24 protein-coding genes, 1 tRNA gene and 1 rRNA gene are annotated in these 24267 nt (G+C 66.2%); 24 read left to right on the forward strand and 2 right to left on the reverse strand.

From position 1 onward, the window contains the following. The first annotated feature begins 10 nt into the window (after positions 1 to 10). From rrf to der, 18 genes are all read left to right on the forward strand, one after another. Positions 11 to 127 (forward strand): 5S ribosomal RNA (rrf, locus tag D4765_RS11070). Positions 128 to 256: 129 nt separating this feature from the next. Continuing rightward, positions 257 to 1357, forward strand: a complete 1101-nt coding sequence (locus D4765_RS11075; RefSeq protein ID WP_237280387.1) for a tetratricopeptide repeat protein — start codon at positions 257 to 259, stop codon at positions 1355 to 1357. Position 1358: 1 nt separating this feature from the next. Then, a complete protein-coding gene (locus D4765_RS11080) occupies positions 1359 to 2351 on the forward strand; it encodes an HAD-IIA family hydrolase (protein ID WP_136642364.1) in 993 nt (330 codons plus the stop codon). A 22-nt stretch (positions 2352 to 2373) separates the two neighbouring features. Further along, the gene (locus tag D4765_RS11085) at positions 2374 to 2571 is read left to right on the forward strand and encodes a hypothetical protein (protein ID WP_136642365.1); all 198 of its coding nucleotides are present in this window, start codon (positions 2374 to 2376) and stop codon (positions 2569 to 2571) included. Further along, positions 2564 to 3385 (forward strand): TlyA family RNA methyltransferase, encoded by an 822-nt coding sequence (locus tag D4765_RS11090; RefSeq protein WP_136642366.1) that lies wholly within the window; start codon positions 2564 to 2566, stop codon positions 3383 to 3385. Before D4765_RS11085 ends, D4765_RS11090 begins: the two co-directional genes overlap by 8 nt. After that, positions 3340 to 4332 carry an NAD kinase gene (locus tag D4765_RS11095; protein WP_136642367.1) on the forward strand — a complete coding sequence of 331 codons (993 nt, stop codon included), beginning with the start codon at positions 3340 to 3342 and terminating at the stop codon, positions 4330 to 4332. Before D4765_RS11090 ends, D4765_RS11095 begins: the two co-directional genes overlap by 46 nt. Before the next feature lie 59 nt (positions 4333 to 4391). Then, on the forward strand, positions 4392 to 6113 hold the full coding sequence (recN, locus tag D4765_RS11100; protein WP_136642416.1) for a DNA repair protein RecN: 1722 nt from the start codon (positions 4392 to 4394) through the stop codon (positions 6111 to 6113). 225 nt (positions 6114 to 6338) lie between these two features. Beyond that, positions 6339 to 7859: an MFS transporter gene (locus D4765_RS11105; protein ID WP_237280389.1), complete on the forward strand. Its 1521-nt coding sequence runs from the start codon at positions 6339 to 6341 to the stop codon at positions 7857 to 7859. 84 nt (positions 7860 to 7943) lie between these two features. Next, on the forward strand, positions 7944 to 9635 hold the full coding sequence (locus D4765_RS11110; RefSeq protein ID WP_237280395.1) for a CTP synthase: 1692 nt from the start codon (positions 7944 to 7946) through the stop codon (positions 9633 to 9635). Between the two features lie 2 nt (positions 9636 to 9637). After that, the gene (locus D4765_RS11115; RefSeq protein ID WP_136642369.1) at positions 9638 to 10291 is read left to right on the forward strand and encodes an NUDIX domain-containing protein; all 654 of its coding nucleotides are present in this window, start codon (positions 9638 to 9640) and stop codon (positions 10289 to 10291) included. Between the two features lie 9 nt (positions 10292 to 10300). Continuing rightward, positions 10301 to 11392: a site-specific tyrosine recombinase XerD gene (locus D4765_RS11120; RefSeq protein WP_136642370.1), complete on the forward strand. Its 1092-nt coding sequence runs from the start codon at positions 10301 to 10303 to the stop codon at positions 11390 to 11392. A gap of 53 nt (positions 11393 to 11445) precedes the next feature. Next, complete coding sequence (locus tag D4765_RS11125) at positions 11446 to 12279, forward strand: ParA family protein (protein ID WP_136642418.1); 834 nt, start codon at positions 11446 to 11448, stop codon at positions 12277 to 12279. Then, positions 12227 to 13132, forward strand: a complete 906-nt coding sequence (locus D4765_RS11130; protein WP_136642371.1) for a segregation and condensation protein A — start codon at positions 12227 to 12229, stop codon at positions 13130 to 13132. Before D4765_RS11125 ends, D4765_RS11130 begins: the two co-directional genes overlap by 53 nt. After that, positions 13122 to 13778, forward strand: a complete 657-nt coding sequence (scpB, locus tag D4765_RS11135; protein WP_136642372.1) for an SMC-Scp complex subunit ScpB — start codon at positions 13122 to 13124, stop codon at positions 13776 to 13778. The genes D4765_RS11130 and scpB overlap by 11 nt, the downstream gene beginning before the upstream one ends. Further along, positions 13762 to 14607, forward strand: a complete 846-nt coding sequence (locus D4765_RS11140; RefSeq protein WP_136642373.1) for a pseudouridine synthase — start codon at positions 13762 to 13764, stop codon at positions 14605 to 14607. The genes scpB and D4765_RS11140 overlap by 17 nt, the downstream gene beginning before the upstream one ends. Then, positions 14576 to 15682 (forward strand): prephenate dehydrogenase, encoded by a 1107-nt coding sequence (locus D4765_RS11145; protein WP_420824535.1) that lies wholly within the window; start codon positions 14576 to 14578, stop codon positions 15680 to 15682. Before D4765_RS11140 ends, D4765_RS11145 begins: the two co-directional genes overlap by 32 nt. After that, entirely contained in the window at positions 15679 to 16362 is a 684-nt protein-coding gene (cmk, locus tag D4765_RS11150; RefSeq protein WP_136642374.1) for a (d)CMP kinase, read from the forward strand. The genes D4765_RS11145 and cmk overlap by 4 nt, the downstream gene beginning before the upstream one ends. Continuing rightward, on the forward strand, positions 16355 to 17893 hold the full coding sequence (gene der, locus D4765_RS11155; protein WP_136642375.1) for a ribosome biogenesis GTPase Der: 1539 nt from the start codon (positions 16355 to 16357) through the stop codon (positions 17891 to 17893). Before cmk ends, der begins: the two co-directional genes overlap by 8 nt. Before the next feature lie 76 nt (positions 17894 to 17969). Here the strand turns inward: der and D4765_RS11160 are convergent, their stop codons facing one another. Beyond that, the gene (locus tag D4765_RS11160; protein ID WP_338054634.1) at positions 17970 to 18893 is read right to left on the reverse strand and encodes a LysR family transcriptional regulator ArgP; all 924 of its coding nucleotides are present in this window, start codon (positions 18891 to 18893) and stop codon (positions 17970 to 17972) included. A 68-nt stretch (positions 18894 to 18961) separates the two neighbouring features. Between D4765_RS11160 and D4765_RS11165 the strand changes: the two genes are divergently transcribed. The 3 genes from D4765_RS11165 to D4765_RS11175 all read left to right on the forward strand — a co-directional run bounded on the left by D4765_RS11165 (position 18962) and on the right by D4765_RS11175 (position 20347). Beyond that, the gene (locus D4765_RS11165; protein ID WP_136642376.1) at positions 18962 to 19591 is read left to right on the forward strand and encodes a LysE/ArgO family amino acid transporter; all 630 of its coding nucleotides are present in this window, start codon (positions 18962 to 18964) and stop codon (positions 19589 to 19591) included. 38 nt (positions 19592 to 19629) lie between these two features. Beyond that, positions 19630 to 20175 carry an MOSC domain-containing protein gene (locus D4765_RS11170; protein WP_136642377.1) on the forward strand — a complete coding sequence of 182 codons (546 nt, stop codon included), beginning with the start codon at positions 19630 to 19632 and terminating at the stop codon, positions 20173 to 20175. Positions 20176 to 20273: 98 nt separating this feature from the next. Beyond that, a tRNA-Pro gene (locus tag D4765_RS11175) sits at positions 20274 to 20347 on the forward strand. A 261-nt stretch (positions 20348 to 20608) separates the two neighbouring features. Here the strand turns inward: D4765_RS11175 and D4765_RS11180 are convergent. Continuing rightward, positions 20609 to 21526 carry an IclR family transcriptional regulator gene (locus D4765_RS11180; protein WP_136642378.1) on the reverse strand — a complete coding sequence of 306 codons (918 nt, stop codon included), beginning with the start codon at positions 21524 to 21526 and terminating at the stop codon, positions 20609 to 20611. 145 nt (positions 21527 to 21671) lie between these two features. Here D4765_RS11180 and D4765_RS11185 point away from each other — a divergent pair, with 145 nt between their 5' ends. From D4765_RS11185 to D4765_RS11195, 3 genes are read left to right on the forward strand one after another with little or no spacing between them, the layout of a single operon-like run. Further along, positions 21672 to 22337: an ABC transporter permease gene (locus tag D4765_RS11185; protein WP_136642379.1), complete on the forward strand. Its 666-nt coding sequence runs from the start codon at positions 21672 to 21674 to the stop codon at positions 22335 to 22337. 1 nt (position 22338) lies between these two features. Further along, complete coding sequence (locus D4765_RS11190; protein WP_170225120.1) at positions 22339 to 23442, forward strand: ABC transporter ATP-binding protein; 1104 nt, start codon at positions 22339 to 22341, stop codon at positions 23440 to 23442. Further along, the gene (locus tag D4765_RS11195) at positions 23439 to 24230 is read left to right on the forward strand and encodes an ABC transporter permease (protein WP_136642380.1); all 792 of its coding nucleotides are present in this window, start codon (positions 23439 to 23441) and stop codon (positions 24228 to 24230) included. The genes D4765_RS11190 and D4765_RS11195 overlap by 4 nt, the downstream gene beginning before the upstream one ends. The last annotated feature ends 37 nt before the right edge of the window (positions 24231 to 24267 follow it).

Consider the following 24267-nt stretch of genomic DNA (forward strand, 5'->3'; position numbering starts at 1 on the left):
TCCCTAATGTTTCGGCGGCCATAGCGCGAGGGAAACGCCCGGTAACATTCCGAACCCGGAAGCTAAGACTCGCAGCGCCGATGGTACTGCAAGGGAGACCTTGTGGGAGAGTAGGACACCGCCGGACCCACCTTAAGAAACAAGACCAGAAGCCCACCTCACACGAGATGGGCTTCTGGTCGTTAACGCCTCGTTTCTTTCATCTAGACTCGAACCCACATCTACACAGCGCGCGTACAACAGCAGAAGGAGTGTCATGAGCGATTCACCAGACAGGGAGAAACGCCCAGGGCGCCGCGAAGACGGTGCGCGTGCAGACGGGCCACGGGGTGGTTCAGACCGGCCCCGTAGCGCGAGGCCCCCGCAGTCCGCTTCGGGCCAGGGCTATCAGGGTGCGAACAACAAGGGTGGCAGGCCCGCCAAAGACGGCGAACGTCGCCTCTGGACGAGCGACGGCAAACCCGCGCGCAGCGCCGCCCCCGGTTCTCGCGATACCCACAGCCAGCGCGGCGGTTACCGCGATGAGGGGCTGACCCCCGAAGAGTTGATGGCGCGCGAGCTGCGTGCGGTCAGGTCTCACCACGACGACCCTGATGTTCCCGAAGACGTGTCGGTGAAAGAACTCGATCGTGGGGCCTTCAACGAACTGAAGACGCTCTCGAAAGAGAACGCCGACGGCGTTGCGAAGCACCTGGTGATGGTTGCGCGGTTGATCGAGAGCGATCCAGAGCTCGCCCACAAACACGCGACGTCGGCCTCGCGGCGCGCAGGTCGTATCGCGATGGTGCGGGAGACCCTCGCGATCACTGCCTACGCCACGGGCGACTATGCCCTGGCCATCCGGGAGCTGCGCACCTATCGCCGCATCTCTGGGTCGAACGAGCAACTGGCACTCATGGTCGACAGCGAGCGTGGCCTCGGCCGACCCGACCGTGCCCTGGAGCTCGGCCGTTCGGTTGCGCGCGACACGCTGTCGCCGGCGACGCAGGTGGCAGTAGCCATCGCGATGTCGGGGGCCAGGCTCGACCTCGAGCAGCCTGAGGCGGCTCTGGCTGAGCTCAGCATTCCCCAACTCGACCCGACGCGCGCCTACACCTACAGCCCTGAGCTGTTCTGGGCGTACGCCGAAGTTCTCGACGATCTGCACCGCGACGACGAGGCGGCCACCTGGCGGGCTCATGCGGAGCGTGCCGAGCAGGCCCTCGATGCGGCTGTGGCCGTCGACGACGATGACCTGGTCGAGGTCTTTGAAGAAGACGTTTTCGAAGACGGCGATGCCTTTGTCGTGACGGCAGAAGTCGACGACGAGAACCCCGAAGAAACGGTTGACGCACCTGTTCACGACGAAGAGAAATAGGGTGACAGCGCCCACTCCGCTCGATGGGGTCGATGTCGTTCTGGCCGATCTCGATGGAGTCGTCTACAAGGGCAAGGGCGCCATCGACCACGCTGTCGATGCCCTGAACCGGGCGGCAGGCGAAGGCCACGCTGTGGCGTACATCACGAACAACGCTTCTCGCACCGACGTGCAGGTGGCCGACCACCTCTCGAGCTTCGGGCTCAGCGTGTCCCCCCACGACGTGGTCACGAGCCCGCAGGCGGCAGTTCGACTTCTGGTCGATCTCGTGGCTCCGAACTCGAAGATTCTGGTCGTGGGTGGCGAGGGGCTCACCAGTGAGGTTGAGAAGGCCGGCTTCACCGTGGTGCGTGAGGCCTCTGATCAGCCGGCGGCAGTGATTCAGGGCTTCTCGCCCGATGTGGGGTGGAAGCATCTGGCCGAGGCGAGCTTTGCGTTGCATACCGGTATTCCATGGGTGGCGACGAACACCGACTGGACCATTCCGGTGGAGGGTGGCATCGCCCCCGGCAATGGCACTCTGGTCTCTGCGGTGCACACGGCTGTGGGCACGCTGCCTGTCGTGGGCGGAAAACCTGAGCGGGCGATCTTCGATGCGGCCGTTGCACGATTCGGTGCGAAGCAGCCCATCTTCATCGGCGACAGGCTCGACACTGACATCGTGGGGGCGAACAAGGCGGGCATGCGGTCCATTCATGTGCTGACCGGCATCGACGGGCCGAAGCAGCTCATCGCGGCCGACAAAGACTCGCGCCCCACCTTCATTCTCGACGACCTCCGTGGGTTGTTCGAGCCGTATCCGGCGCTCGAACTCTCGAAAGACGGGGCCACCGCTACGGTCGGTGCCGCAGTCGTACGCATTCGCGGCAACGATGTTGAGTTGGTGAAGCCGGGGGAGTCGAGCGTGAACAGGTTGCGGGCAGCGTGCGGGTTGATCTGGGCATCCGGGCGCCCCATCTACGGCCTCACCGTGGCTCCTCAGCTCTACAGCTGACCGGCCGCGGTACCCTAGACAGGTGACTTTCGAGCCGAACGAACCAACGGGCGAGGGCTCTGCTGCCCCGACCGACTATCCGCGCGACGGTGGCCTGGTCACGCGTCTGCGGGTCATCGAAGACCAGCCGCTCGATACTCGGGCGGGGGCGTACGTGCAGGTGTACGACGAGTTGCGGGTGCGGCTCGAAGGCGGAGACGTTTCGACCAACCGTGCCTGAGCCCGAATCTGCTCGGCTCGACCAGGCGCTGGCTACGAGCGGTCTCGCCCGGTCACGAAACCACGCGGCGCAGCTCATCGTCGACGGTTTTGTGCGGGTCGATGAGGTCGTGGTGGTGAAGCCCTCAGCGAAGGTGCGCGAGGGTCAGTCGCTGCGGGTCGAGGGCGAAGACCACTATGTGAGTCGTGGTGCCGGCAAGCTCGTTGCGGCTCTCGATGCCTTCGCGGGTGTCGTGGTGAAGGGCCGCGTCGCGCTCGATGCGGGCGCCTCGACCGGCGGGTTCAGCCAGGTGCTGCTCGAGCGGGGAGCCGCGCGGGTGCTCGCGGTCGACGTGGGGCACGGGCAGATGTCGCCGGTGGTGGCACAGGATGCCCGGGTCAGCGTCGTCGAGGGCTACAACATCAGGCACGCCACGCCCGAGTCGCTCGCGGCGGCGTCGAACGAGAGCGCGGCCCCCCAGCTCGTGGTGGCCGACCTCTCGTTCATCTCGCTGACAACGGTGCTGCCCGCGCTCGTGGCGGTGGCGGCACCCGGCGCAGATTTCGTGCTGCTGGTGAAGCCGCAGTTCGAGGTGGGCAGAACGGGCATCCGCGAAGGCGTAGTGAAGAACGCCGGGCTGAGGGCCGATGCGATTTCGACGGTCTTGTGGGCCGCGTTCGATCTCGGGTTGTCGACGGCGGGGCTCATCTCCTCCCCAATCGTGGGCAACCACGGAAATCATGAGTATCTGGTTTGGCTCAGTGCTTCGGTCGGCAGCAATCCGACAGAATGGTTAGACCGCGTTCTTTCAGTGGCAGGAGCACACACCCCGTGACGTCGACCCGATTCATTCTTGTTGTGCTGCACACGGGGCGGGGCGACTCGGTTGAGGCAGCCATGCGGGTGTGCGACCAGCTCGCCGCGTCGGGCGTGACCCCGGTGCTCTCGCCGAGCGACTTGGCAGATATCGCCGACCACCTGAGCGACCCTTCGGTGATCGCGGTGCTCGGCGAAGACGTCGAGCTGGGCGAGCTCGAACTCGTCATTGTGCTGGGCGGCGACGGAACAATTCTGCGCGCGGCCGAGGTGGTGCGGGGGTGTTCCGTTCCGCTGCTGGGCGTGAACCTCGGGCACGTGGGCTTCCTGGCAGAGAGTGAGCGTGAAGAGCTCGGCGCCTCGGTTGAGCGCGTGCTGAGCGGCGACTACACGGTCGAAGAGCGCATGACAATCGACATCGTTGTCACCGGCACCAACCATGACACGGGTGACACCGAGATTCTCTATGAGGGCTGGGCTCTGAACGAGGCGACGGTCGAGAAGGCCAGCCGGGAGCGCATGATCGAGGTCGTGATCGAGGTCGACGGCCGGCCGCTGTCGACGTTCGGCTGCGATGGAGTGGTCATGGCGACGCCGACGGGCTCGACGGCGTACTCGTTCAGTGCGGGTGGGCCCATTGTGTGGCCGAGCCTGGATGCGCTGTTGTTCGTTCCGCTGAGCCCGCACGCGCTGTTCTCTCGTGCGCTCGTGATCGGGCCCGACTCGGTGTTGGCCGTCGAACTGCTCGAGCGCACTCCGGGTGCTGGGGTGCTGTGGTGTGACGGTCGGCGCGGGTTCGACCTGCCCCAGGGCGCGCGGGTCGAGTCGCGGCGGTCGAGCGTTCCGGTTCGCCTGGCGCGGCTGACGCACGGCCCGTTCTCCGACCGGTTGGTGCAGAAGTTCTCGCTGCCCGTCGAGGGTTGGCGCGGCCCGGTGACCCGCGATGAGGTCGGTGAGGCTCGATGAGTAAGGGCCAGGTACAGGCACAGCCGGCAGTCGTCGGCGCCGCCCCCACGAACCGCGGGGTGATCGACGAGATCACCATTCGAGACCTCGGGGTGATCGCCGAGGCTGTTCTGCCGCTCGGTGCAGGTTTCACGGCCGTGACCGGTGAGACCGGCGCGGGCAAGACCATGGTGGTTCAGGCGCTCGGCCTGCTGATGGGCGAACGTGCGGTGGCCGGGCAGGTGCGCATCGGCAGCACGCAGACCTGGGTGGAGGGGCGGTGGCGGGTTCCCGTCGACGGCCCCGTCGCCGAGCGTGTGCGTGACGCCGGCGGCGAGATCGACGACCTGGGTGCTTCGCCAGAGTCGATGGGCGAACTCATCCTGTCTCGGTCGGTGTCGGGCGAGGGTCGCAGCCGAGCGATTGTGGGCGGCCGGAGTGCCCCTGTGGGCGTGCTCGGAGAGCTCGGCGAGCGGTTGGTTGTGGTGCACGGGCAGTCCGACCAGCTGCGCCTGCGATCATCCACCCAGCAACGACTCGCGCTCGACCGGTTCGCGGGCCCCACCTTCCACGCTGCCCTCGGCGTCTACGAAGAGACCTACGCGGGCTGGCAGCGGCTGCAGGTCGAGCTTGAAACGCTTGTATCGCAGCGGGAAGAGCGAATTCGCGAGGCAGACGCGCTCCGCGTTGCCGTCACCGAGATCGACGCCGTTCTGCCCCAGCCGGGCGAAGACGTCACCCTCGCCGAACGTGCGGCGCGCCTCACCAACCTCGAAGACCTCCGAGTGGCTGCTGCGGCCGCGCGGGAGGCCGTGTCAAGCGACGACCTCGACGGCCGACCCGACACCGTGAGCCTCATCGACTCGGCCCTTCGCCAGCTCGAGCGGGTGAGCGCACACGACTCGGCCCTCGAGCCGATCGTCGAGTCGCTGGCCAGCGCGTCGTTTCTCGTGGCCGAAATCTCGACCCAACTGTCGAGCTACCTCGCCGAACTCGACACCGACGGTGGGGCCGAGCTCGACGACGTGCAGGAGCGGCGGGCCGAACTCTCGGTGCTCGCCCGCAAATACGGCCCCTCGCTCGACGATGTGATTGAGTATGTCGCGTCGGCCGGCCCTCGCCTCATCGAACTCGAGAACGACTCCGACCGCATCGACGAACTCACCGACCAGGTGGCCGAACGCGCAGCGATAGTGGATGCCCTGGCCACCGATCTGAGCACCGCCCGCCTCGAGGCGGCCGGTCGTCTCTCCGGGCTGGTCTCCGACGAGCTGACAGCCCTCGCCATGAGTGGCTCGCAGCTGATCGTCGAGGTTCTGTCCGGCGACGAAGTCACCGCCTCCGGCCGTGACACCGTACATTTTCTGCTGGCTTCGCATGCCGGTACCGAGCCGCGCCCGCTCGGCCGGGGTGCTTCGGGCGGCGAGCTCTCACGCATCATGCTGGCCATCGAAGTGGTGCTCGCCGCGACCGACCCCGTGCCCACCTTCGTGTTCGACGAGGTCGACGCGGGGGTCGGCGGAGCTTCGGCCATCGAGATCGGCCGACGGCTCGCTCGGCTGGCCGAGGGTTCGCAGGTGATCGTGGTCACCCACCTCGCGCAGGTGGCCGCCTTCGCCACGAACCACCTGTCGGTGATCAAAGACAGTGACGGCGCGGTGACCGAGAGCAGTGTGCGCCAGCTCACCGGCGAAGACCGGGTGGCGGAGATGGCGCGTCTGCTGTCGGGGCTGCCCGACTCCGAGAGCGGGCTGGCCCACGCACGCGAGCTGATCGAGTTGGCGGCGAGCCGCAGCGTGTAGGTGTGCCGCGGCGTGGAGCTGACCCGTAGCGTCGAGTTGGCACGCAGCGTTCAGACGAGCGCGGTGAGCGGGCCATCGGCTTGGGCATGGCCGATTGAGTGGTCAGAAGTCCAGCAAAAAAGCGAACTCGCAATGCTCGACGTTTGCCCCTACCGTGAGAGAGCATCGCCTCCGCCAGTGTCGTCGCGATTCCAGATGCGCAATGACCTCAAGCCAGGAGATTTCGTGCCCGACAACTCAGTTCCCGAGGCGCCCGCCGCGGCCCCAGCCACGAGCAGCACCGCTGGTGCGGCACGGCGTGCGGGGGCATCCACAGCCGCCGAACAGCCCGAGCACCCTCGTCGACGCTGGGTCGTGCTCGGCATCGTGGCGCTCGCCCAGCTCACGGTGGTGCTCGACGGAACCATCGTGAACATTGCTCTGCCCGATGCCCAGATCGACCTCGGCATGAGCGACGCCGACCGCAGTTGGGTGATCACGCTGTACGCGCTGGCATTTGGCGCACTGCTGCTGCTCGGTGGTCGCGTGGCCGACTACTGGGGCCGCAAACGTTCGTTCATCGTCGGCATGGCCGGGTTTGCGCTCGCATCGGGTATCGGTGGGCTCGCGAGCAGCAGCGAGATGTTGCTCGTCGCCCGCGGCGCGCAGGGTGTGTTCGCTGCGCTTCTCGCGCCGGCAGCCCTCGCGCTCTTGTCGGTGACCTTTCCGTCGGGGCCGAGCCGCGGCAAGGCGTTTGCCGTGTACGGCACCATCGCGGGTGGGGGAGCGGCCATCGGGCTCGTGCTCGGCGGCGTACTCACCGACTACCTCAGCTGGCACTGGTGTCTGCTGGTGAACGTTCCGATCGCCATTGTGGCGGTGGCGTTTGCCATTCCGATTCTCAAAGAGAGCAAGGCCGAGGGCGACACGCGCTACGACATCCCTGGTGCGCTTCTCGTGACGCTCGGCCTGGCATCGGTGGTCTACGGGTTCTCGCGGGCCAGCAACGGCTGGGGAAACCTCGACACCATCGGGTTTCTCGTGCTGGGCGTGGCGCTGCTCGTCGCGTTCGTCGTTGTCGAGTCTCGCGTGGCGAACCCCCTGCTGCCGCTTCGCGTAGTGGCGAACCGGGTGCGCGGCGGGGCGTACCTCACGTCGATCCTGGTGGGTGCGGCGCTGCTCGGCGGCCTGCTCTACCTGACGCTCTACTTTCAGATCGTGCTCAAGTTCTCGCCGCTGCACTCGGGTATCGCCTCACTGCCCATGACGGCGTCGATCATTGTGACGGCCACGCTGATCTCGCGTGTTCTCACGCGGGTCGGGCCGCGCATCCTGATGACCGCTGGCCCCGTCGTGGCCGCGGGCGGGTTGTTCTGGCTCAGCCACATCACCGTTCAGGGCAACTATCTCACCGAGGTTCTGCCCGGCCAGATTCTGCTCGGTGTGGGGCTCGCGCTGGTGTTCGTGCCGCTGCAGAACGTGGCGCTCTCGGGCATCGAAGAACGCGACTCGGGCGTTGCCAGCGCCGCCGTGACGGCCACGCAGCAGATCGGCGGCTCGATTGGCACGGCGGTGTTCACGGCGCTCTACACTGCTGCGGCGGCCGCATATCTGTCGGTCAACCAGAGCAAGAACCCGCTGCCGAGTTTTGTCGATGGCTACTCGACTGTCTTCATCGCTGCGGCCATCACCGTGCTCGCTGCGGCACCGATTGCATACCTGCTCGTCAACATCAAGCGTGACGCATTCGCCGCGTCGCAGAGGTAGGGGCAGCCGTGCATGCTGTTAGTGTGGAACTCCGTGGATGATGATCAAAACGGCCCCCTGTTGACAGCGAACGATTCGACCGAGATTTCGGCTCCGAAGAACGGTTCGGCTCCGAAGAACAACTCGACGACGAAGCACATCTTCGTCACAGGCGGTGTCGTCTCGAGCCTCGGCAAGGGTCTCACCGCCGCAAGCCTCGGCAATCTGCTCACCGCGCGCGGTCTGCACGTCGTGATGCAGAAGCTCGACCCGTACCTGAACGTCGACCCGGGCACCATGAACCCGTTTCAGCACGGTGAGGTCTTCGTCACAGACGATGGCGCAGAGACCGACCTCGACATCGGTCACTACGAGCGTTTTCTCGACATCAACCTGAACCAGGCCGCGAACGTGACGACCGGCCAGATCTACTCGACCGTGATCGCCAAAGAGCGTCGCGGTGAGTATCTCGGCGACACCGTGCAGGTCATCCCGCACATCACCGACGAGATCAAGCGCCGTATGCGGTTGCAGGCCCAGGGCGAGAACGCGCCCGACGTGATCATCACGGAGATCGGCGGCACGGTCGGCGACATCGAGTCGCAGCCCTTTCTTGAGTCGGCCCGCCAGGTTCGCCACGAGCTCGGCCGCCGCAACGTGTTCTTCGTGCACGTGTCGCTGGTGCCGTACATGAATGCCTCCGGTGAGCAGAAGACCAAACCCACGCAGCACTCGGTAGCTGCCCTGCGGTCGATCGGTATTCAACCCGACGCCCTGGTGCTGCGAAGCGACCGGCCCGTCTCCGACCCGAACAAGCGCAAGATCGCGCTGATGTGCGACGTCGACGAAGACGCCGTGGTGAACGCCATCGACGTTCCGTCGATCTATGACATCCCCACCATGTTGCACAACCAGGGCCTCGACGCCTACATCATCGATCACTTCGGGCTCGAGGTGAGCGACGTCGACTGGTCGGGCTGGGCCCCGCTTCTCGAAGCGGTCCATGAGCCCAAGCACGAGGTCACCATCGGCCTCGTCGGCAAGTACATCGACCTGCCCGACGCGTACCTCTCGGTCACCGAGGCGCTGAAGGCCGGCGGGTTCGCCCACCGCACCAAGGTCAACCTGAAGTGGATCGCCTCTGACGACTGCGAGACCCCCGAGAAGGCCGCCAAAGAGCTGGCCGATGTCGACGGCATCTGTGTTCCCGGCGGTTTCGGGGTTCGCGGTATCGAGGGAAAGCTCGGCGCACTGCTGTTCGCTCGCGAGAACGCGATTCCCACACTCGGCCTCTGCCTCGGCCTGCAGTGCATGGTCATCGAGTACGCCCGCAACGTGGTGGGGCTCACCGAGGCCTCCTCGAGCGAGTTCAACCCCGAGACGCCCTTCCCGGTGATCGCGACGATGGCCGAGCAGGTCGACATCATCGCCGGCGGCGACCTGGGTGGCACCATGCGCCTCGGCCTCTACGAAGCCAAGCTCGCCTCCGGTTCGCTGGTCGAGAGCCTCTACGGGGCACCCGCCGTCGAAGAGCGTCACCGCCACCGCTACGAGGTGAACAACAACTACCGCGGCAAGATCGCCGAGGCAGGCCTCTGGTTCTCCGGCACGTCTCCGGATGATCACCTCGTCGAATTCGTCGAACTGCCTCGTGACGTGCACCCGTACTACGTCGGAACGCAGGCGCACCCCGAACTCAGGTCGCGCCCGAACCGTGCCCACCCGTTGTTCGATGGACTGATCTCTGCCGCCCTCGAGCGCCAGGAAGCCAGCCGCCTGTTCCCGACGGACGCCTGAGCGTGACAACTGAAGCGGGTTCCTCTGCCCCGCTCGTCGACGACGAGATCGAGCCCACCATCACCCAGAGCGACGTGGTGTTCGACGGCAAGATCTGGGATGTCCGACGCGAGACCTTCACCTACAACGGTGCCGAGGTGGTGCGCGAGTTCGTCGCCCACACCGGCGCCGTGGCTGTTCTCGCCATCGATGACGACGACAACGTTCTGCTGATCAAGCAGTACCGCCACCCCATTCGCAAGCGCGAGTGGGAGATTCCGGCGGGGCTGCTCGACGGCGACGGCGAAGACTACCTCGTCGCGGCGCAGCGCGAACTGGCCGAAGAGGTCGACCTCGAAGCGGCCGGCTTGAGCGTGCTCACCGACTACGCCACTACTCCGGGCGGCAACAATGAGATCATCCGCATCTACGTCGCCCGCGGGCTCACGGCCACCACGACGGCTTTCGACCGCGAAGACGAAGAGGCCGACATGGAGCTGCGCTGGGTGGCGCTCGACGACATCGTCGACGGCGTGCTCGCCCGCGAGCTTCAGAACCCGTCGCTTGTCATCGCGTCGCTCGCCGCGCAGGCTTCTCGCGCCCGCGGCTGGTCGACGCTGGCGCCGAGTGACGCGCCGTGGCCCGAGTACGCTCGTCTGCACCCCGAGAACGACTAACTTGGCAGCATGCACACGCTCATCGACGGGTACCTCAGGCACCTGACGATCGAGCGGGGGCTCTCGGTGAACACGCTTGCCGCGTACCGGCGCGACCTCGGGCGGTATGAGGCGTGGCTGGCGGCGGCGGGGGTCGACGACTTCGCGGCGGTGGGCGAAGACCAGATCGGCGCGTTCACGAGGCAGCTGCGCACGGTAGAGGTGCCAGGGGCGCGGGCTGTGCCGGGGGTTCCGGATGCCCGTGACCCTGTCGGTGCGTCAGACACCGTCGCGGCGCCGACAGCACCCACAGCGCCGCTCGCGCCCTCGTCGGTGGCGCGCATCGTCTCGTCGGTGCGGGGGCTGCACAAGTTTCTGGCCGAAGAGGGCACCGTGCCGAGCAACGTGGCGCGCCAGGTGAAACCGCCGAAGCTCGGCAGCCGCCTGCCTAAGGCCATCACCATCGCGCAGATGACGACGCTTCTCGAGGCGACCGGGGGAGACGACCCCCAGTCGCTTCGTGATCGGGCGCTGCTCGAGCTGCTCTACGCCACCGGCGCGCGGGTCTCGGAGGCGGTGGCGCTCAATGTCGACGATGTGCCGGCCGACTCCGACTTCGTGCGGGTGGTGGGCAAGGGCAGCAAGCAGAGGGTGGTTCCGGTGGGCAGCTTCGCCCGGGCAGCGCTCGACGCGTACCTCGTGCGGGTGCGGCCGCTCTACTCGGTGCGCGGCAGGGCGACCCCGGCGCTGTTCCTCGGGCTGCGGGGCGACCGGTTGAGCAGGCAGGGGGCCTGGCTGATCATCCAGAGCGCGGCGAAACGGGCGGGACTCGAGGCGCACATCTCACCGCACACTTTTCGGCACTCGTTCGCAACGCACCTCATCACGGGCGGTGCCGACGTTCGGGTGGTGCAAGACCTGCTCGGGCACGCGTCGGTGACCACCACGCAGATCTACACGCAGGTCACCGCCGACACGCTGCGCGACATGTACCAGACCGCTCATCCGCGCGCTCGGAGGCAGACCACGCCTGCAGGGTTCCCGGGCGAAGCGCCTGCAGCCGGTAGAGTTGAGGCACCCGCCCTGGGAGAGGTCGGGGTGAGTGAGGAGCAGCGCCTGTGACGGCAAAGAAGAATGACCTTGCTGCTGAACTGCCGGGTCTTGAAGCGCCTGAGATGGGGCCGACGGGCCGACCGAAGAGACAGTTTCCGGCACCCGCACCGCTGAAGAGCCACGGGCCTGCGCGCATCATCTCGCTCTGCAACCAGAAGGGCGGCGTGGGCAAGACGACCACGACCGTGAACCTCGGCGCAACGCTCGCCGAAGACGGCCGCCGGGTGCTCGCCATCGACTTCGATCCGCAGGGTGCCCTGTCGGCCGGGCTCGGTGTGACCACGCATGACGGCGTCACGATCTACGACCTGCTGCTCGGCACGGCGAAAGACCCGCACGACGCCATCAGGTCGACGAGCGTGCCGAACTTCGACATCATTCCGGCGAACATCGACCTGTCGGCCGCCGAGGTGCACCTCATCAACGAGGTCGCCCGCGAGACGATTCTGGCGCGGGTGCTCCGCAAGGTGAGCGACGAGTACGACGTGATCCTCATCGACTGCCAGCCGTCGCTCGGCCTGCTCACCGTGAACGCACTGACCGCGAGCCATGGGGTGCTGATTCCTCTCGAGTGCGAGTTCTTCGCCCTTCGCGGTGTGGCGCTGCTGGTCGAGACCATCGACAAGGTTCGCGACCGTCTCAACCCGGCCATCAAGCTCGATGGCATTCTGGCCACCATGTACGACCCGCGCACGCTGCACTCGCGCGAGGTCATGCAGCGCGTGGTCGAGCAGTTCGGTACCGATGTGCTCGAGACGGTCATCGGCCGCACCATCAAGTTTCCTGACGCGAGCGTGTCTGGCACGCCCATCACGCAGTTCGCACCTGATCACGCGGCGGCGAATGCGTACCGCCAGCTGGCGCGAGAACTGGTTTTTCGTGGCGCGGTCGCCTAAGACGGCCGTTCAGAGCAGTTCGCGGGCGGCGCTCGCGACGGGCAGTGCTGACGGCGAGACGGTTTCTGCGGCGCCCGGTTTCTCGCTGAGTCTGTCGAACTTCGAGGGCCCGTTCGACCTGCTGCTCTCGCTCATCTCGAAACACGAGGTCGACATCACCGACATCGCGCTGAGCGCGGTGACCGATGAGTTTCTCAGCTACCTCAGAAACCTCGACTCTGAAGAAGAGCTCGAACGGGCATCCGAGTTCCTGGTGGTGGCGGCGACGCTGCTCGACCTGAAGATTGTCGGGTTGCTGCCGCAGGGTGAACTGGTCGATGCCGAAGATGTGGCCCTTCTCGAGGCGCGCGACCTGCTGTTCGCCCGGCTTCTGCAGTATCGGGCGTTCAAACAGGTTTCGGCTTGGTTCGCCACGCACTTCGACGCCGAGAACGGCCGGCACGCCCGTGCCGTGCGGCTCGAAGAGAAGTTTCGGCAGCAGACTCCCGAGCTGGTGTGGACCCTCAGCCCCGACGACTTCGCCGCACTGGCGATGCTTGCACTGACCCCGCGCGAAGTGCCGATGGTGGGGCTCGAGCACCTGCACGCACCGCTGGTGAGCATCCGGGAGCAGGCCGCGCACGTGGTGAGCGCGCTGCGGTCGGGTGAGCCCCTGAGTTTTCGCGAGTTGATCGCCGGCATTCTTGAGAAGGGCATCGTGGTGGCGCGTTTTCTCGCGGTGCTCGAGCTGTACCGCCACGCCGCCATCTCGTTCGAGCAGATCGAGCCGCTCGGCGACCTCACCATTCGCTGGACCGCCGACACGTGGTCTGAAGAGAACCTCTCGAACCTGGGGGCCGACTATGACAACTGAGCTGACCTCCCAGGCCGAATTCGCGCCCGAGCTGGCCGCCCAAGCCGAGTTCACACCCGAGCTCATCGAGCTGACGGCACCGGATGCCCCACAGCTCGACCTCGAACGGGCACTCGAAGCGATCTTCATGGTCGCCGACGCCCCGCAGAGTCTCGTCACACTGGCCACCACCCTCGGGCGCCCCGTGGCCGCCGTGCGGCAGAGCATCGAGCGGCTCGTCGACGACTACGACGGCGCCAGCGCCACCACCCGCCGCGGCTTCGAGCTACGCGAGGTGGCGGGTGGTTGGCGCCTCTACGTACGCAGCACCTACGACGCGGTAGTGCGCGACTTCGTGCTCACCGAGAACCCCTCGAAGCTGTCTCAGGCTGCCCTCGAGACGCTCTCGGTGATCGCCTACAAGCAGCCCATCACGCGCAGCGCCATCGCTTCGATTCGCGCGGTCAACGTCGACTCTGTGGTGCGCACTCTGCTTGGCCGCAGCCTCATCACCGAGGTCTCGACCGACGGTGAAACCGGCGCGATTTACTATGGAACGACTGATTTGTTGCTCACGCAGCTGGGGCTGAACAGCCTCGACGAGCTGCCTAAGATCTCACCACTCCTAGCCGATGGTGCGGAGGGTTTTGATGACCAGTTCCACTGATTTCGACAGCGCCGATGGTGCCGGCGGAGGCACGCTCCCCGAGGGTGTGCGCCTGCAGAAGGTACTCGCCGCGGCGGGTGTCGCTTCGCGGCGCGTGAGCGAAGAGCTCATCACCGCCGGCCGCGTGCGCGTGAACGGCGAGATCGTGCGAGAGCTCGGCCGCCGCATCGACCCCGAGACCGACAAGGTCGCGGTCGACAACACCGCGGTTCAGCTCGACACCACGAAGCGCTACGTGATGCTCAACAAGCCGGTGGGCATCGTCAGCTCGCTCGCCGACCAGCACGGCCGCCCTGACCTTTCGCGCTACACCTCGCTCTACGAAGAGCGCCTGTTCAACGTTGGCCGGCTCGACGCCGAGACCTCGGGTCTTCTCATTCTCACGAACGACGGCGAGCTCGCGCACGTGCTCGCGCACCCCTCGTTCGGCGTCATGAAGACCTACATCGCGCAGGTCGAAGACCGCGTCTCGCCGCAGACCATCTCGAAGCTCACCAAGGGCATCGAACTCGACGACGGCCCCATCGTCGCCGACAAAGCGCGACTGCTCGACAGCTCTGACCGCAGCAGCCTCGTCGAGGTAACGCTGCACTCCGGTCGCAACCGCATCGTGCGCCGGATGCTCGAAGAAGTCGGTCACCCCGTCATCGAGCTCGTTCGGCGGCAGTTCGGCCCGCTGCACCTCGGTTCGCTGAAGGCGGGCGACGTGCGCGACCTCACCCGCGACGAGCTCGGAGCCCTGCTGACCCTGTCGCGCGCGGCGAAGGCGCCCGACACGGGCGACGCCCGCTCAGCCGGTGGCAATTCGACTGGCGACGCCCGTGGTTGAGAGCCGGCTCACCGGCTCGGTTCGCGTGGTCGGGGTTGGGCTGCTCGGCACGAGCATCGGGTTGGGGCTCCGCGAACGCGGGGTCGACGTGATCCTCGCCGACGCGTCGCCGACTCACCTTCGTATCGCGATCGACTACGGCGCCGGGCGCCAGGCCGCGGCCGGGGACGAACCGCAGCTGATCGTGGTGTGTGTTCCGCCCGACGTCACCGCGCGTGTGGTGGCGGCCGAGCTCGAAGCGTATCCGCACGCGACAGTGACCGATGTGGCGAGCGTCAAGCTGGCGCCGCTCAGGGAACTGCGGGCATCCGGAGCCGATGTGTCGCGCTACGTGGGCACCCACCCCATGGCGGGCGCCGAACGCGGCGGGCCGCTGTCTGGCCGCGCCGACCTCTTTCTCGGCCGGCCGTGGGTGGTGGCCGCCCACGACGGTATCTCGTACCAACGCGGCAGCGCCATCGACGACCTCATTCTCGACCTCGGGGCGACCCTGGTTGAGATGACGCCCGAAGAGCACGACCGCAGCGTCGCGCTGGTGTCGCACGTGCCGCAGGTGGTGTCGTCGCTGATGGCGCGGCGCCTGATCGATGCTCCGCACGCCGCCGTGAACCTCGCCGGGCAGGGCATTCGCGACGTGACCCGCATCGCCGCGAGCGACCCCGAACTGTGGGTGCAGATACTGGGGGCGAACGCGGCGGCCGTCGCGGGCATCCTGAACCTGTACCGAGACGATCTCACGCGCCTCATCGAGACGCTCGAGGCGCCCGAAGCTGTGGGTGCCAGCCGGCGCCTGGCCGAAGAGCTCGCCGGTGGCAACGCGGGTGTGGCACGCATCCCGGGCAAGCACGGCCTCGACCGCCGATACGCTCAGCTCGTGGTGATGGTCGACGACACACCCGGCGAGCTCGCCCGGCTGCTCGGCGAAATCGGAGAAGCAGACGTGAACCTCGAAGACCTGCGACTCGAACATTCGCCCGGCGCGCAGATCGGTTTCGCGAGCATTGCCGTGGTGCCCGAACGTCTTGCGCACCTCATCGAGTGGCTTTCGACGCGCGGCTGGCGGATCGCCGGATGACCGGGGTCACCGTTGTGGCCGTCGATGGCCCCGCCGGCAGCGGCAAATCGAGCGTCAGCAAGCAGTCAGCACGCGAACTCGGTTTCGGGTACCTCGACACCGGAGCCGCCTACCGCGCTCTGGCGTGGATGCTGCTCGACCGCGGGCTCGACGCCGCCAACCCCGAGGTGGTGATCGCTTCGCTCGCCGACTTCGGGTTCTCGATCGGCACCGACCCCGACAATTACTTCGTGAAAGTCGACTCGGATGAGATCACGGAGGCCATTCGTGAGCCCTGGGTGACGAGCGAGGTTCGACTCGTCGCGCGGGTTGCCGAAGTGCGCGCGCACCTCAGCAACCTCTTTCGTTCGATCATTCTGGGCATCGACAAACCGGGCATCGTGGTCGAGGGTCGTGACATCACGACGGTCGTTGCGCCCGATGCTACCGCACGAATCCTGCTGACAGCGTCAGAAGAGGCTAGAATGGGCAGGCGTTCACTAGAACTCGTCGATCAGTCGGCCGCCGTCGTCGGCGAACAGCTGCGATCACGAGACCGCGCTGACTCCCGGGTCGTCGACTTCATGAATGCCGCAGACGGTGTAACCACCGTCGATTCAACCGAACTCGACTTCGACCAGACCGTTTCAGCGGTGGTCAGAGTTGTCAGACTTGCAGTATTGAGGGCCACCCATGGTTAACATTCACAGCGCCGACCGCGACACCGACGGCGAGTACGAAGAGTACCCGGCGGTGTCGGGCCAGCTCGTCGAGCGTCTCTCCGACCTCGACGAAGACCTCTCGGCCCGTCGCGCCGAAGCGCTCCGCACCGGGCTCGCCGACTACGACCTCGGCGAAGACGACCTCGCGATTCTCGAGGCCGCCACCGACGACCCCGACGCCATCACGTACCTGCCGGCCCTGCCGGTGCTGGCCATCGTGGGCCGCCCGAACGTGGGCAAGTCGGCGCTCGTCAACCGCATCATCGGCCGTCGTGAGGCCGTTGTCGAAGACACCCCCGGTGTCACCCGCGACCGAGTGAACTACAAGGCAGAATGGGCCGGCCGCCACTTCACCATCGTCGACACCGGCGGCTGGGAGCCCGATGCCCGCGGCATCGACGCCTCCGTCGCCGCGCAGGCCGAGATCGCCATCGAGCTCGCTGATGCCGTTCTCTTCGTCGTCGACGCCAACGTGGGCCCCACCGCCACCGACGAGCACGTCGTGCGGATGCTCCGCAAAACCAAGCGACCGGTGTTCGTGGCCGCCAACAAGATCGACGATGTGCGTCAGGAGCCGAACGCGGCCTCGCTGTGGTCGCTCGGCCTCGGCAACCCGTACCCCGTCTCGGCCCTGCACGGCCGCGGCGTCGCCGACATGCTCGACCAGATCATGAAGGTGCTGCCCGAGATCTCGGCCGTCGCCAAGCAGGAGGTCGGCGGCCCCCGCCGCGTTGCCATCCTGGGGCGCCCGAACACCGGCAAGTCGTCGCTGCTGAACCGCGCTGCGGGCGAAGAGCGCGTCGTGGTCAACGAACTCGCCGGAACCACTCGCGACCCGGTCGATGAGCAGGTCGAGATCGGCGGCAAGATCTGGCGCTTCGTCGACACCGCGGGCATCCGGCGCCGTGTGCACCTGCAGCAGGGTGCCGACTTCTATGCGTCGCTTCGCACCTCGGCCGCGCTCGAGAAGGCCGAAGTCGCTGTGGTCATGATCGATGTGTCGCAGCCGGTGAGCGAGCAAGACGTTCGCATCATCGACCTCGTGCTCGAATCGGGCCGTGCGCTGGTGTTGGCCTTCAACAAGTGGGATCTGCTCGACGACGAACGCCGTCGCTACCTCGAGCGCGAGATCGAGCAAGACCTCGCGCACGTGTCGTGGGCGCCGCGCGTCAACATCTCAGCGAAGACCGGGCGTCACATGGAGAAGCTGGTTCCGGCCCTCGAGCTGGCGCTTGCGTCATGGGACACCCGGGTGCCCACCGGCAAGTTCAACGCGTTTCTCGCCGAACTCACGGCCGAGCATCCCCACCCCGTTCGTGGTGGCAAGCAGCCGCGCATTCTGTTCGGTACGCAGGCCTCGAGCCGGCCGCCGACATTCGTGCTGTTCACCACCGGCTTTCTCGACCCGGGCTACCGCCGTTACATCGCGCGTCGCCTTCGCGAGATCTGGGGCTTCGAAGGGTCGCCGGTCAACGTCAACATGCGGGTGCGCGAGAAGCGCAAGCGCTAGGTCTGGCTCGGTTGACGGGCGCGTTCAGAGCGCGCTTGCTACACCGTGAGTCAGAAGGCTCTGTGAGCGGCAGAAATCAGGCCGCACGCAGGGCCTTCTGTGCGCCCTCCCGCACGACCTCGGTGACGCGGTTCAGGTGGGCTGAACTGAGGTTCCAGCGCTGCCAGAAGAGGTTCACGTCGACCGGATGCCCGGGGGCAAGCTCGACGAGTGACCCGTCAGCCAGGGCGGCGCCGCACTGCAGCTCGGGCAGCAGGCCCCAGCCGAGCCCGAGCACAATGGCGCGGGCGAAGTCAGCCGAGGTGGGTACGTAGTGGCAGGGTGGCCGGGCGGTGCTACCCGTCAGCGTGCGCAGAAAGCGGTGCTGCAGGTCGTCTTTGCGGTCGAAGTTCACCATCGGCGACGACGAGAGCAGGCGCGGGTCGGCGTTGAGCCACTCTGCCACGAAGCCGGGGCTGGCGACCGCGAGGTAGCGCATGGTGCCGAGAGGCTCGGTTGAGCATCCCTGCACCGCCTCTGCGGTCGACGTGACGGCCGCCATCACCTCGCCCGAACGCAGCAGCTGGGTGGTGTGCTCTTGATCGTCGCGCTTGAGATCGAAGACGGTTCCCGTCGGCTGGGGAAGCGCGGCGAGGGCGGGCAGAAACCAGGTGGCGAGGCTGTCGGCGTTCACCGCGATGGCGATCGAGACGTGCTCGGGTTTCGCGCCCGGGTCGACGTTCGGCGAGCCCGCACCGGATGCCCTGCCGAGCGATTCGGCAGTGTCGGCGCCCAGCAGCTGCACCTGGCGCGCGTATCGAAGCACCACCTCGCCCGCCGCGGTCGTCACGACCGGTGTCGTTCGTTGCACCAGCACCTGGCCGGCGGACTGCTCCATGGCCTTCACTCGCTGCGAAACGGCCGACGCCGTGATGTGCAGGCGGGTCGATGCAGCCTCGAACGTGCCCTCGTCGACCAGGGCGATGAGAGTACTCAAGTGTTCAACCTGAAAGGGCATCATTAGTACAGCTTATGTACACGTTGAAACATTAGCTGTCGTTTATTCTCGCCGCGCCATATGGTGACTCTGTGACGTTCTCCCTGACCCTCGTGCCGGCACTTCTCGGGTTGAGCACCGGGCTCGCGCTCATCGTCGCGATCGGCGCCCAGAACGCCTTCGTGCTTCGGCTGGGCATCGAGGGTCGCGCGCGGCTCATCGGGCCCGTCGTGTTGGTCTGCGCGCTCTCTGACGCGGTGCTGATCGTCGCCGGAGTGCTGGGCATCGGAGCGGTGATCGCGTCGGTACCCGTAGCGCTGGTGATCATCCGCGTTCTTGGCTCCGGCTTTCTCATTGTCTACGGGCTGTTCGCGGCCCGGCGGGCTCTGCGCCCGGGCGTTCTGCTCGCTTCCGCTGCAGTGCCCGCGCTCTCTCCCCGAATTGCGGCCACCACGGCGATGGCGCTGACCTGGCTCAACCCGCACGTCTACCTCGACACCGTGATCTTTCTCGGCTCGGTCGCGAACCAGCAGGGCGATGCCGAGCGGTGGTGGTGGGCGGGGGGAGCCATCGCGGCCAGTTTCCTGTGGTTCTCTGCCCTCGGCTTCGGCGCCCGGCTGCTGCGACCCGTCTTCGCGCGGCCCGGTGCGTGGCGTGTGCTCGATGGGCTGATTGCTGTGGTGATGGTGGGGCTGGGCATCCGGATGGCCGTGGGATTCTGAATTCGAGCCTCGGCGTCTCAGGGGGCTAGGCTTTTTTCATGGCAGAACTTCTCGCAGCGTGTGTCGTGCACCAGCTGATCGCCGACGCCGGATCGGTCGGAACCACGGCCATCGACAAACGCCCCGTTGAGGGCCCGGTTCGCGTGCGAAAGCTCGGCCTGCACGCCGATGTTCAGGCCAGTCGTAATCACCACGGCGGCGAAGCCAAGGCCCTGTACGTCTACGCCCAAGAAGACGCCGACTACTGGCAGCGCGAGTTGAACCGCCCCCTCGCTGCTGGCTGGTTCGGCGAGAACCTGCGCGTCAGCGGTGTTGACATTTCGGGAGCACGCGTGGGGGAGCGCTGGCAGATCGGTGAGCGCGTCGTGGTCGAAGTGACTTCGCCGCGTTCGCCCTGCGCCACCTTTGCCCGCTGGGTGGGCGGCCCGGATGCCCGGGGCTGGGTCAAACGCTTCTCCGACGCGCGCCGGCTCGGTGCCTACCTGCGCGTGGTGACCGCGGGGGAGATCGAGGCCGGTGACGCCATCGTTGTGCTGTCGGTTCCCGCGGGTGCGCCCACCATCACCGAGGTCTACGTGGGCTGAGCTGCTTTTGCACCCCGCCTCGGTACCCCGCGACGCGCGCGAGCGGCGCCCGTGGTTCGCGGCGCTGCCGAATCTGGGCTAATATAAACAGGTTGTCACGGGCTGTGGCGCAGCTTGGTAGCGCACTTGACTGGGGGTCAAGGGGTCGCAGGTTCAAATCCTGTCAGCCCGACACAAGAAGGCCGGAATCCTGCGGGAGTCCGGCCTCTGGTCTGTTACCAGCGCGCGTGTTTTCCGCCGCAGCTACGGCTACGCCGAATCGTCGGCCTCGCTCAGACGGCGGCAAATACGGCGGAGGTTTGAACGAGGGCCGGCGATTCAATGTGCGCACCCGGTGCTTGCCCATCAGAATGATCAGCACGTAGTTGCTGCCGGCGCCGGCGCCAGTGACTGGTTCAATGGAGGTCGCTTTCGCGAAGATCGCCGGCCAGGTTCACTCGCCGGCGCCGAACGTGCTCGTCTGAGCCGAGCCTGCGCCGAGTTGCAGTGAGAGATCTGCAGCGATACTGGCGACGAGCTCTCCCACCGCATCGAGGTGTCGCCCCAGCCGAGCTTTCGGCGCGCTGACGTTGATGGCAGCAACGATGTTGCCGCGAAAGTCGAAGACCGGCGCAGAGACTCCGACGACACCCATCTCGAATTCCTCATCGACAGTGGCGTACCCGCGCTCGCGAATGCGCGTGATTTCGCTGATGAAGCTGTCGAAGTCGGTAATGAGGGGAGTGCCGGTCTCGGTGCTGGGCGAGGGGATGCCCTCATCGGAGAGCGGAACAGACGCGGTGGCCGAGCGATCGGCGGCGAGCGACACGGGAGCAACGGGCCCGGTGACAGGACGATCGTGGCCGTGCCGGTCATACCAGTCCCTGACGTCAGCCTCGCTTCGATCGCTGATGAGTACGCGGCCAGACGATGTCATCCACGCGGCGACACTGACCCCCTCCCAACCTATGCCTCTAAAGGCATACTCGCTCAGCTGGCTGCTGAGTGTGAGTACGTTGTCGCCTCGCAGCACGCACAAATGCGCAGTTTCATGGGTCGCGGTGACAACTCGGCGAAGGAATGGCAGCGCCTCACGCACGAGTCGGGATTCGAGCGTGCGGGCCGCGAGCGCGTAGAGCTGATAGCCGAGCCGGTAGTTCAGGGTCGATTGGTCGCGAGCAACGAGGCCCGCATCGGCCAGAGTCGCGAGAGTGCGTGACACCTGGCCTTTGTCTCGGCCCACGATCTCCGCGATACGAACCACGCCGAGGCCCCCGTTGGCCTCCGACTCGGGCGAGCCCAGGGTCTCGAGCAACTCGAGGTCACGGCGGAGACCAGCGGAGTTTCGGCGTGGTGCTGTAGGCGAATCCATGCCGCAACACTAACGGGTAGTTGCCATATACACAACAGTAGTTGCGCAAAAGGACACTCAGCCCATATGGTCACTTTTGTCGCACTTCACCCCGAGCCTCGGGCTGAAGCACTACTCAACGAAGAGCAAAGGAGACGAACGTTCTGTGACCGGATTCGATCTCTCGGGCCTCCTGGCCTTCTGGGCCAAACGCCACGACGACATACTCAGTCTGATCGGCGAACATCTGCTCGTCGTCGCCATCGCCCTTCTCCTGGCCACCATTGTGGGCGTAGGAGTGGGCCTCCTGGTGTGGAACAGGCCAGTCGGCCGTTCGCTCGCCGTCACCAGCGCCGCTGTCGTTCTCACGATTCCCTCGCTGGCGCTGCTCGCCGCCATGATTCCGCTGTTCGGCCTGGGCTGGACGCCCACGCTGATCGGCTTGACTCTCTACTCGCTGCTTCCGATCATCCGCAACACCGTTGTGGGTCTTCGCGAAGTGTCGCCCGCCATTATGGAGTCGGCCAAGGGAATGGGTATGAGCCCGCCCACCGTGCTGCTGCGCATCCAGCTGCCCATGGCGTGGCCCGTCATCGTCACCGGCGTGCGCGTGGCTGCACAACTCACGATCGGCATCGCTGCCATCGGCGCGTACGTCGGCGGCCCGGGCCTTGGCCAGATGATCTTTCAGGGCCTCAGCTCGCTCGGCTCGAAGAACGCACTGAACTTCGCCCTCACCGGCACACTCGGCGTCATCGTTCTGGCCCTCATCGTCGACGGCCTGTTCACCATCATCACGAAATACACGACCTCGAAGGGGCTGAGGGCCTGACATGACCGACGCTACGACAGACACTGGCAGCAACCGGATGCTCGGCGGCACGGCGACCGAGAAGACCATCCACACCACAACGAGCATCACGACCGTTCGCAATACCAGCGGTGCCCACATCGAACTGCGTGACGTGAACAAGGTGTACGCCGACCAGTCGGTTGCGGCGGTCGAGAACTTCTCGATGAACGTCGAGCCCGGCGAGCTCATCATGTTCGTCGGCCCGTCGGGCTGCGGCAAGACGACCACGATGAAGATGATCAACCGCATCATCGAACCGACCTCCGGCACCATCACCATCGACGGCAGAGACGTTCTCTCACTCAACCCGAACGAGCTGCGGCGCCACATCGGCTATGTGATTCAGCAGATCGGCCTCTTTCCGCACATGAGCATTGCCGAGAACATTGCTGTGGTGCCGAAGCTGCTGGGCTGGTCGAAGGAGAAGACGCGAAACCGAGTCGACGAACTGCTCTCGGTGGTGCAGCTCGACCCGCGCGAGTTCGCCGACAGGTACCCCAAGCAGCTGTCGGGCGGCCAGCAGCAGCGTGTCGGGGTTGCTCGTGCGCTCGCCGCCGACCCGCCGGTGATGCTCATGGACGAGCCGTTCGGCGCGACCGACCCCATTACCCGCGAGAAGTTGCAGCTCGAGTTTCTGCGCCTGCAGGAGAGTATCGGCAAGACGATCATCTTCGTGACTCACGACTTCGATGAAGCTGTGCGTCTGGGTGACCGCATCGCCGTGCTGAGCGAGAAGTCGAAAATCGAGCAGTTCGACACCCCCGAGAACATTCTCGCGTCACCGGCGAACGCCTACGTCGCCTCGTTCATCGGGCGGGGTGCTGCACTGAAGAGGCTCGGCCTCATCACGGTGGGCGACGCCGAGTTGGGGAGGGCATCGGATGCCCGGGGTGATGCCTCGGTCGACGAAGGCGACTCGCTGCGCGATGCCCTCGACCTGCTCATGCTGACAGGGCTGCCGGCCATCGCCGTCACCGCAACCGGGGGGCGCACAGTGGCGTCGATCTCCGTAGCGCAGGTCTCTGCCGCGCTGGGAGCCGGCGCCGCAGCCCTCGACGCGCCCGCTGCCGGAGAGCGCTCATGACACTCGCCGTGGTACTCGAGAGCGACACTACGGCCGCTCTGGTTGATCCGCAGGCCAGGCGCGCCCGGTTCTGGAGCCCGCGCCGCGTGGCCACGCCGATCGTGGTCGCGGTGGTGCTACTTGCTCTGTACCTGTGGGTGGCGAACATGACGCTCGACTCCATCATGCAGCGAACGCTCAACTGGGACTACATTCTGTTGCGCACGCGGGAACACCTCGTGCTCACCTTTGTAGCGTCGGCACTCGTGGCCGTGCTGGCGATTCCTGCCGGAATCGTGGCGAGCCGTACCCGATCACGGGTGCTGCGCGGCGCGATCCTCACCATCGCGAACATCGGGCAGGCCACTCCGGCCATCGGGTTCATCATTCTGCTCGCGATCATCTGGCAGATCGGTTTTCAGACCGCGTTGATCGCGCTCGTTGCATATTCGTTTCTGCCCGTGCTCCGCAACACGATGGTCGGGCTTTCGCAGATCGACGCGCATGTCACCGAGTCGGCTCGGGGGATGGGCATGACCCCGAATCAGGTGTTGCTGCGCATCGAGCTTCCGCTGGCCGTGCCCGTGATCCTGGCGGGCCTGCGCACCTCGCTGGTGTTCTGCGTGGGGGTGGCGACTGTCGCCACCTTCATCAACGCCGGAGGCCTCGGCGACATGATCGTCAACGGCCTGAAACTCCAGCGGTTTCCTGTGCTGATCGCCGGCGCCGTGATCGTCTCCTGCATCGCCCTGCTCATCGACTGGCTTGCCAGCATCGCCGAAGACGTACTCCGCCCGAAGGGCGTTTGACCCACTGATTCACCCCCACAGTTTCACCCCACAGTTT

The sequence above is a fragment of the Subtercola vilae genome (genome assembly GCF_004923255.1).
Classification (GTDB): Bacteria; Actinomycetota; Actinomycetes; order Actinomycetales; family Microbacteriaceae; genus Subtercola; species Subtercola vilae.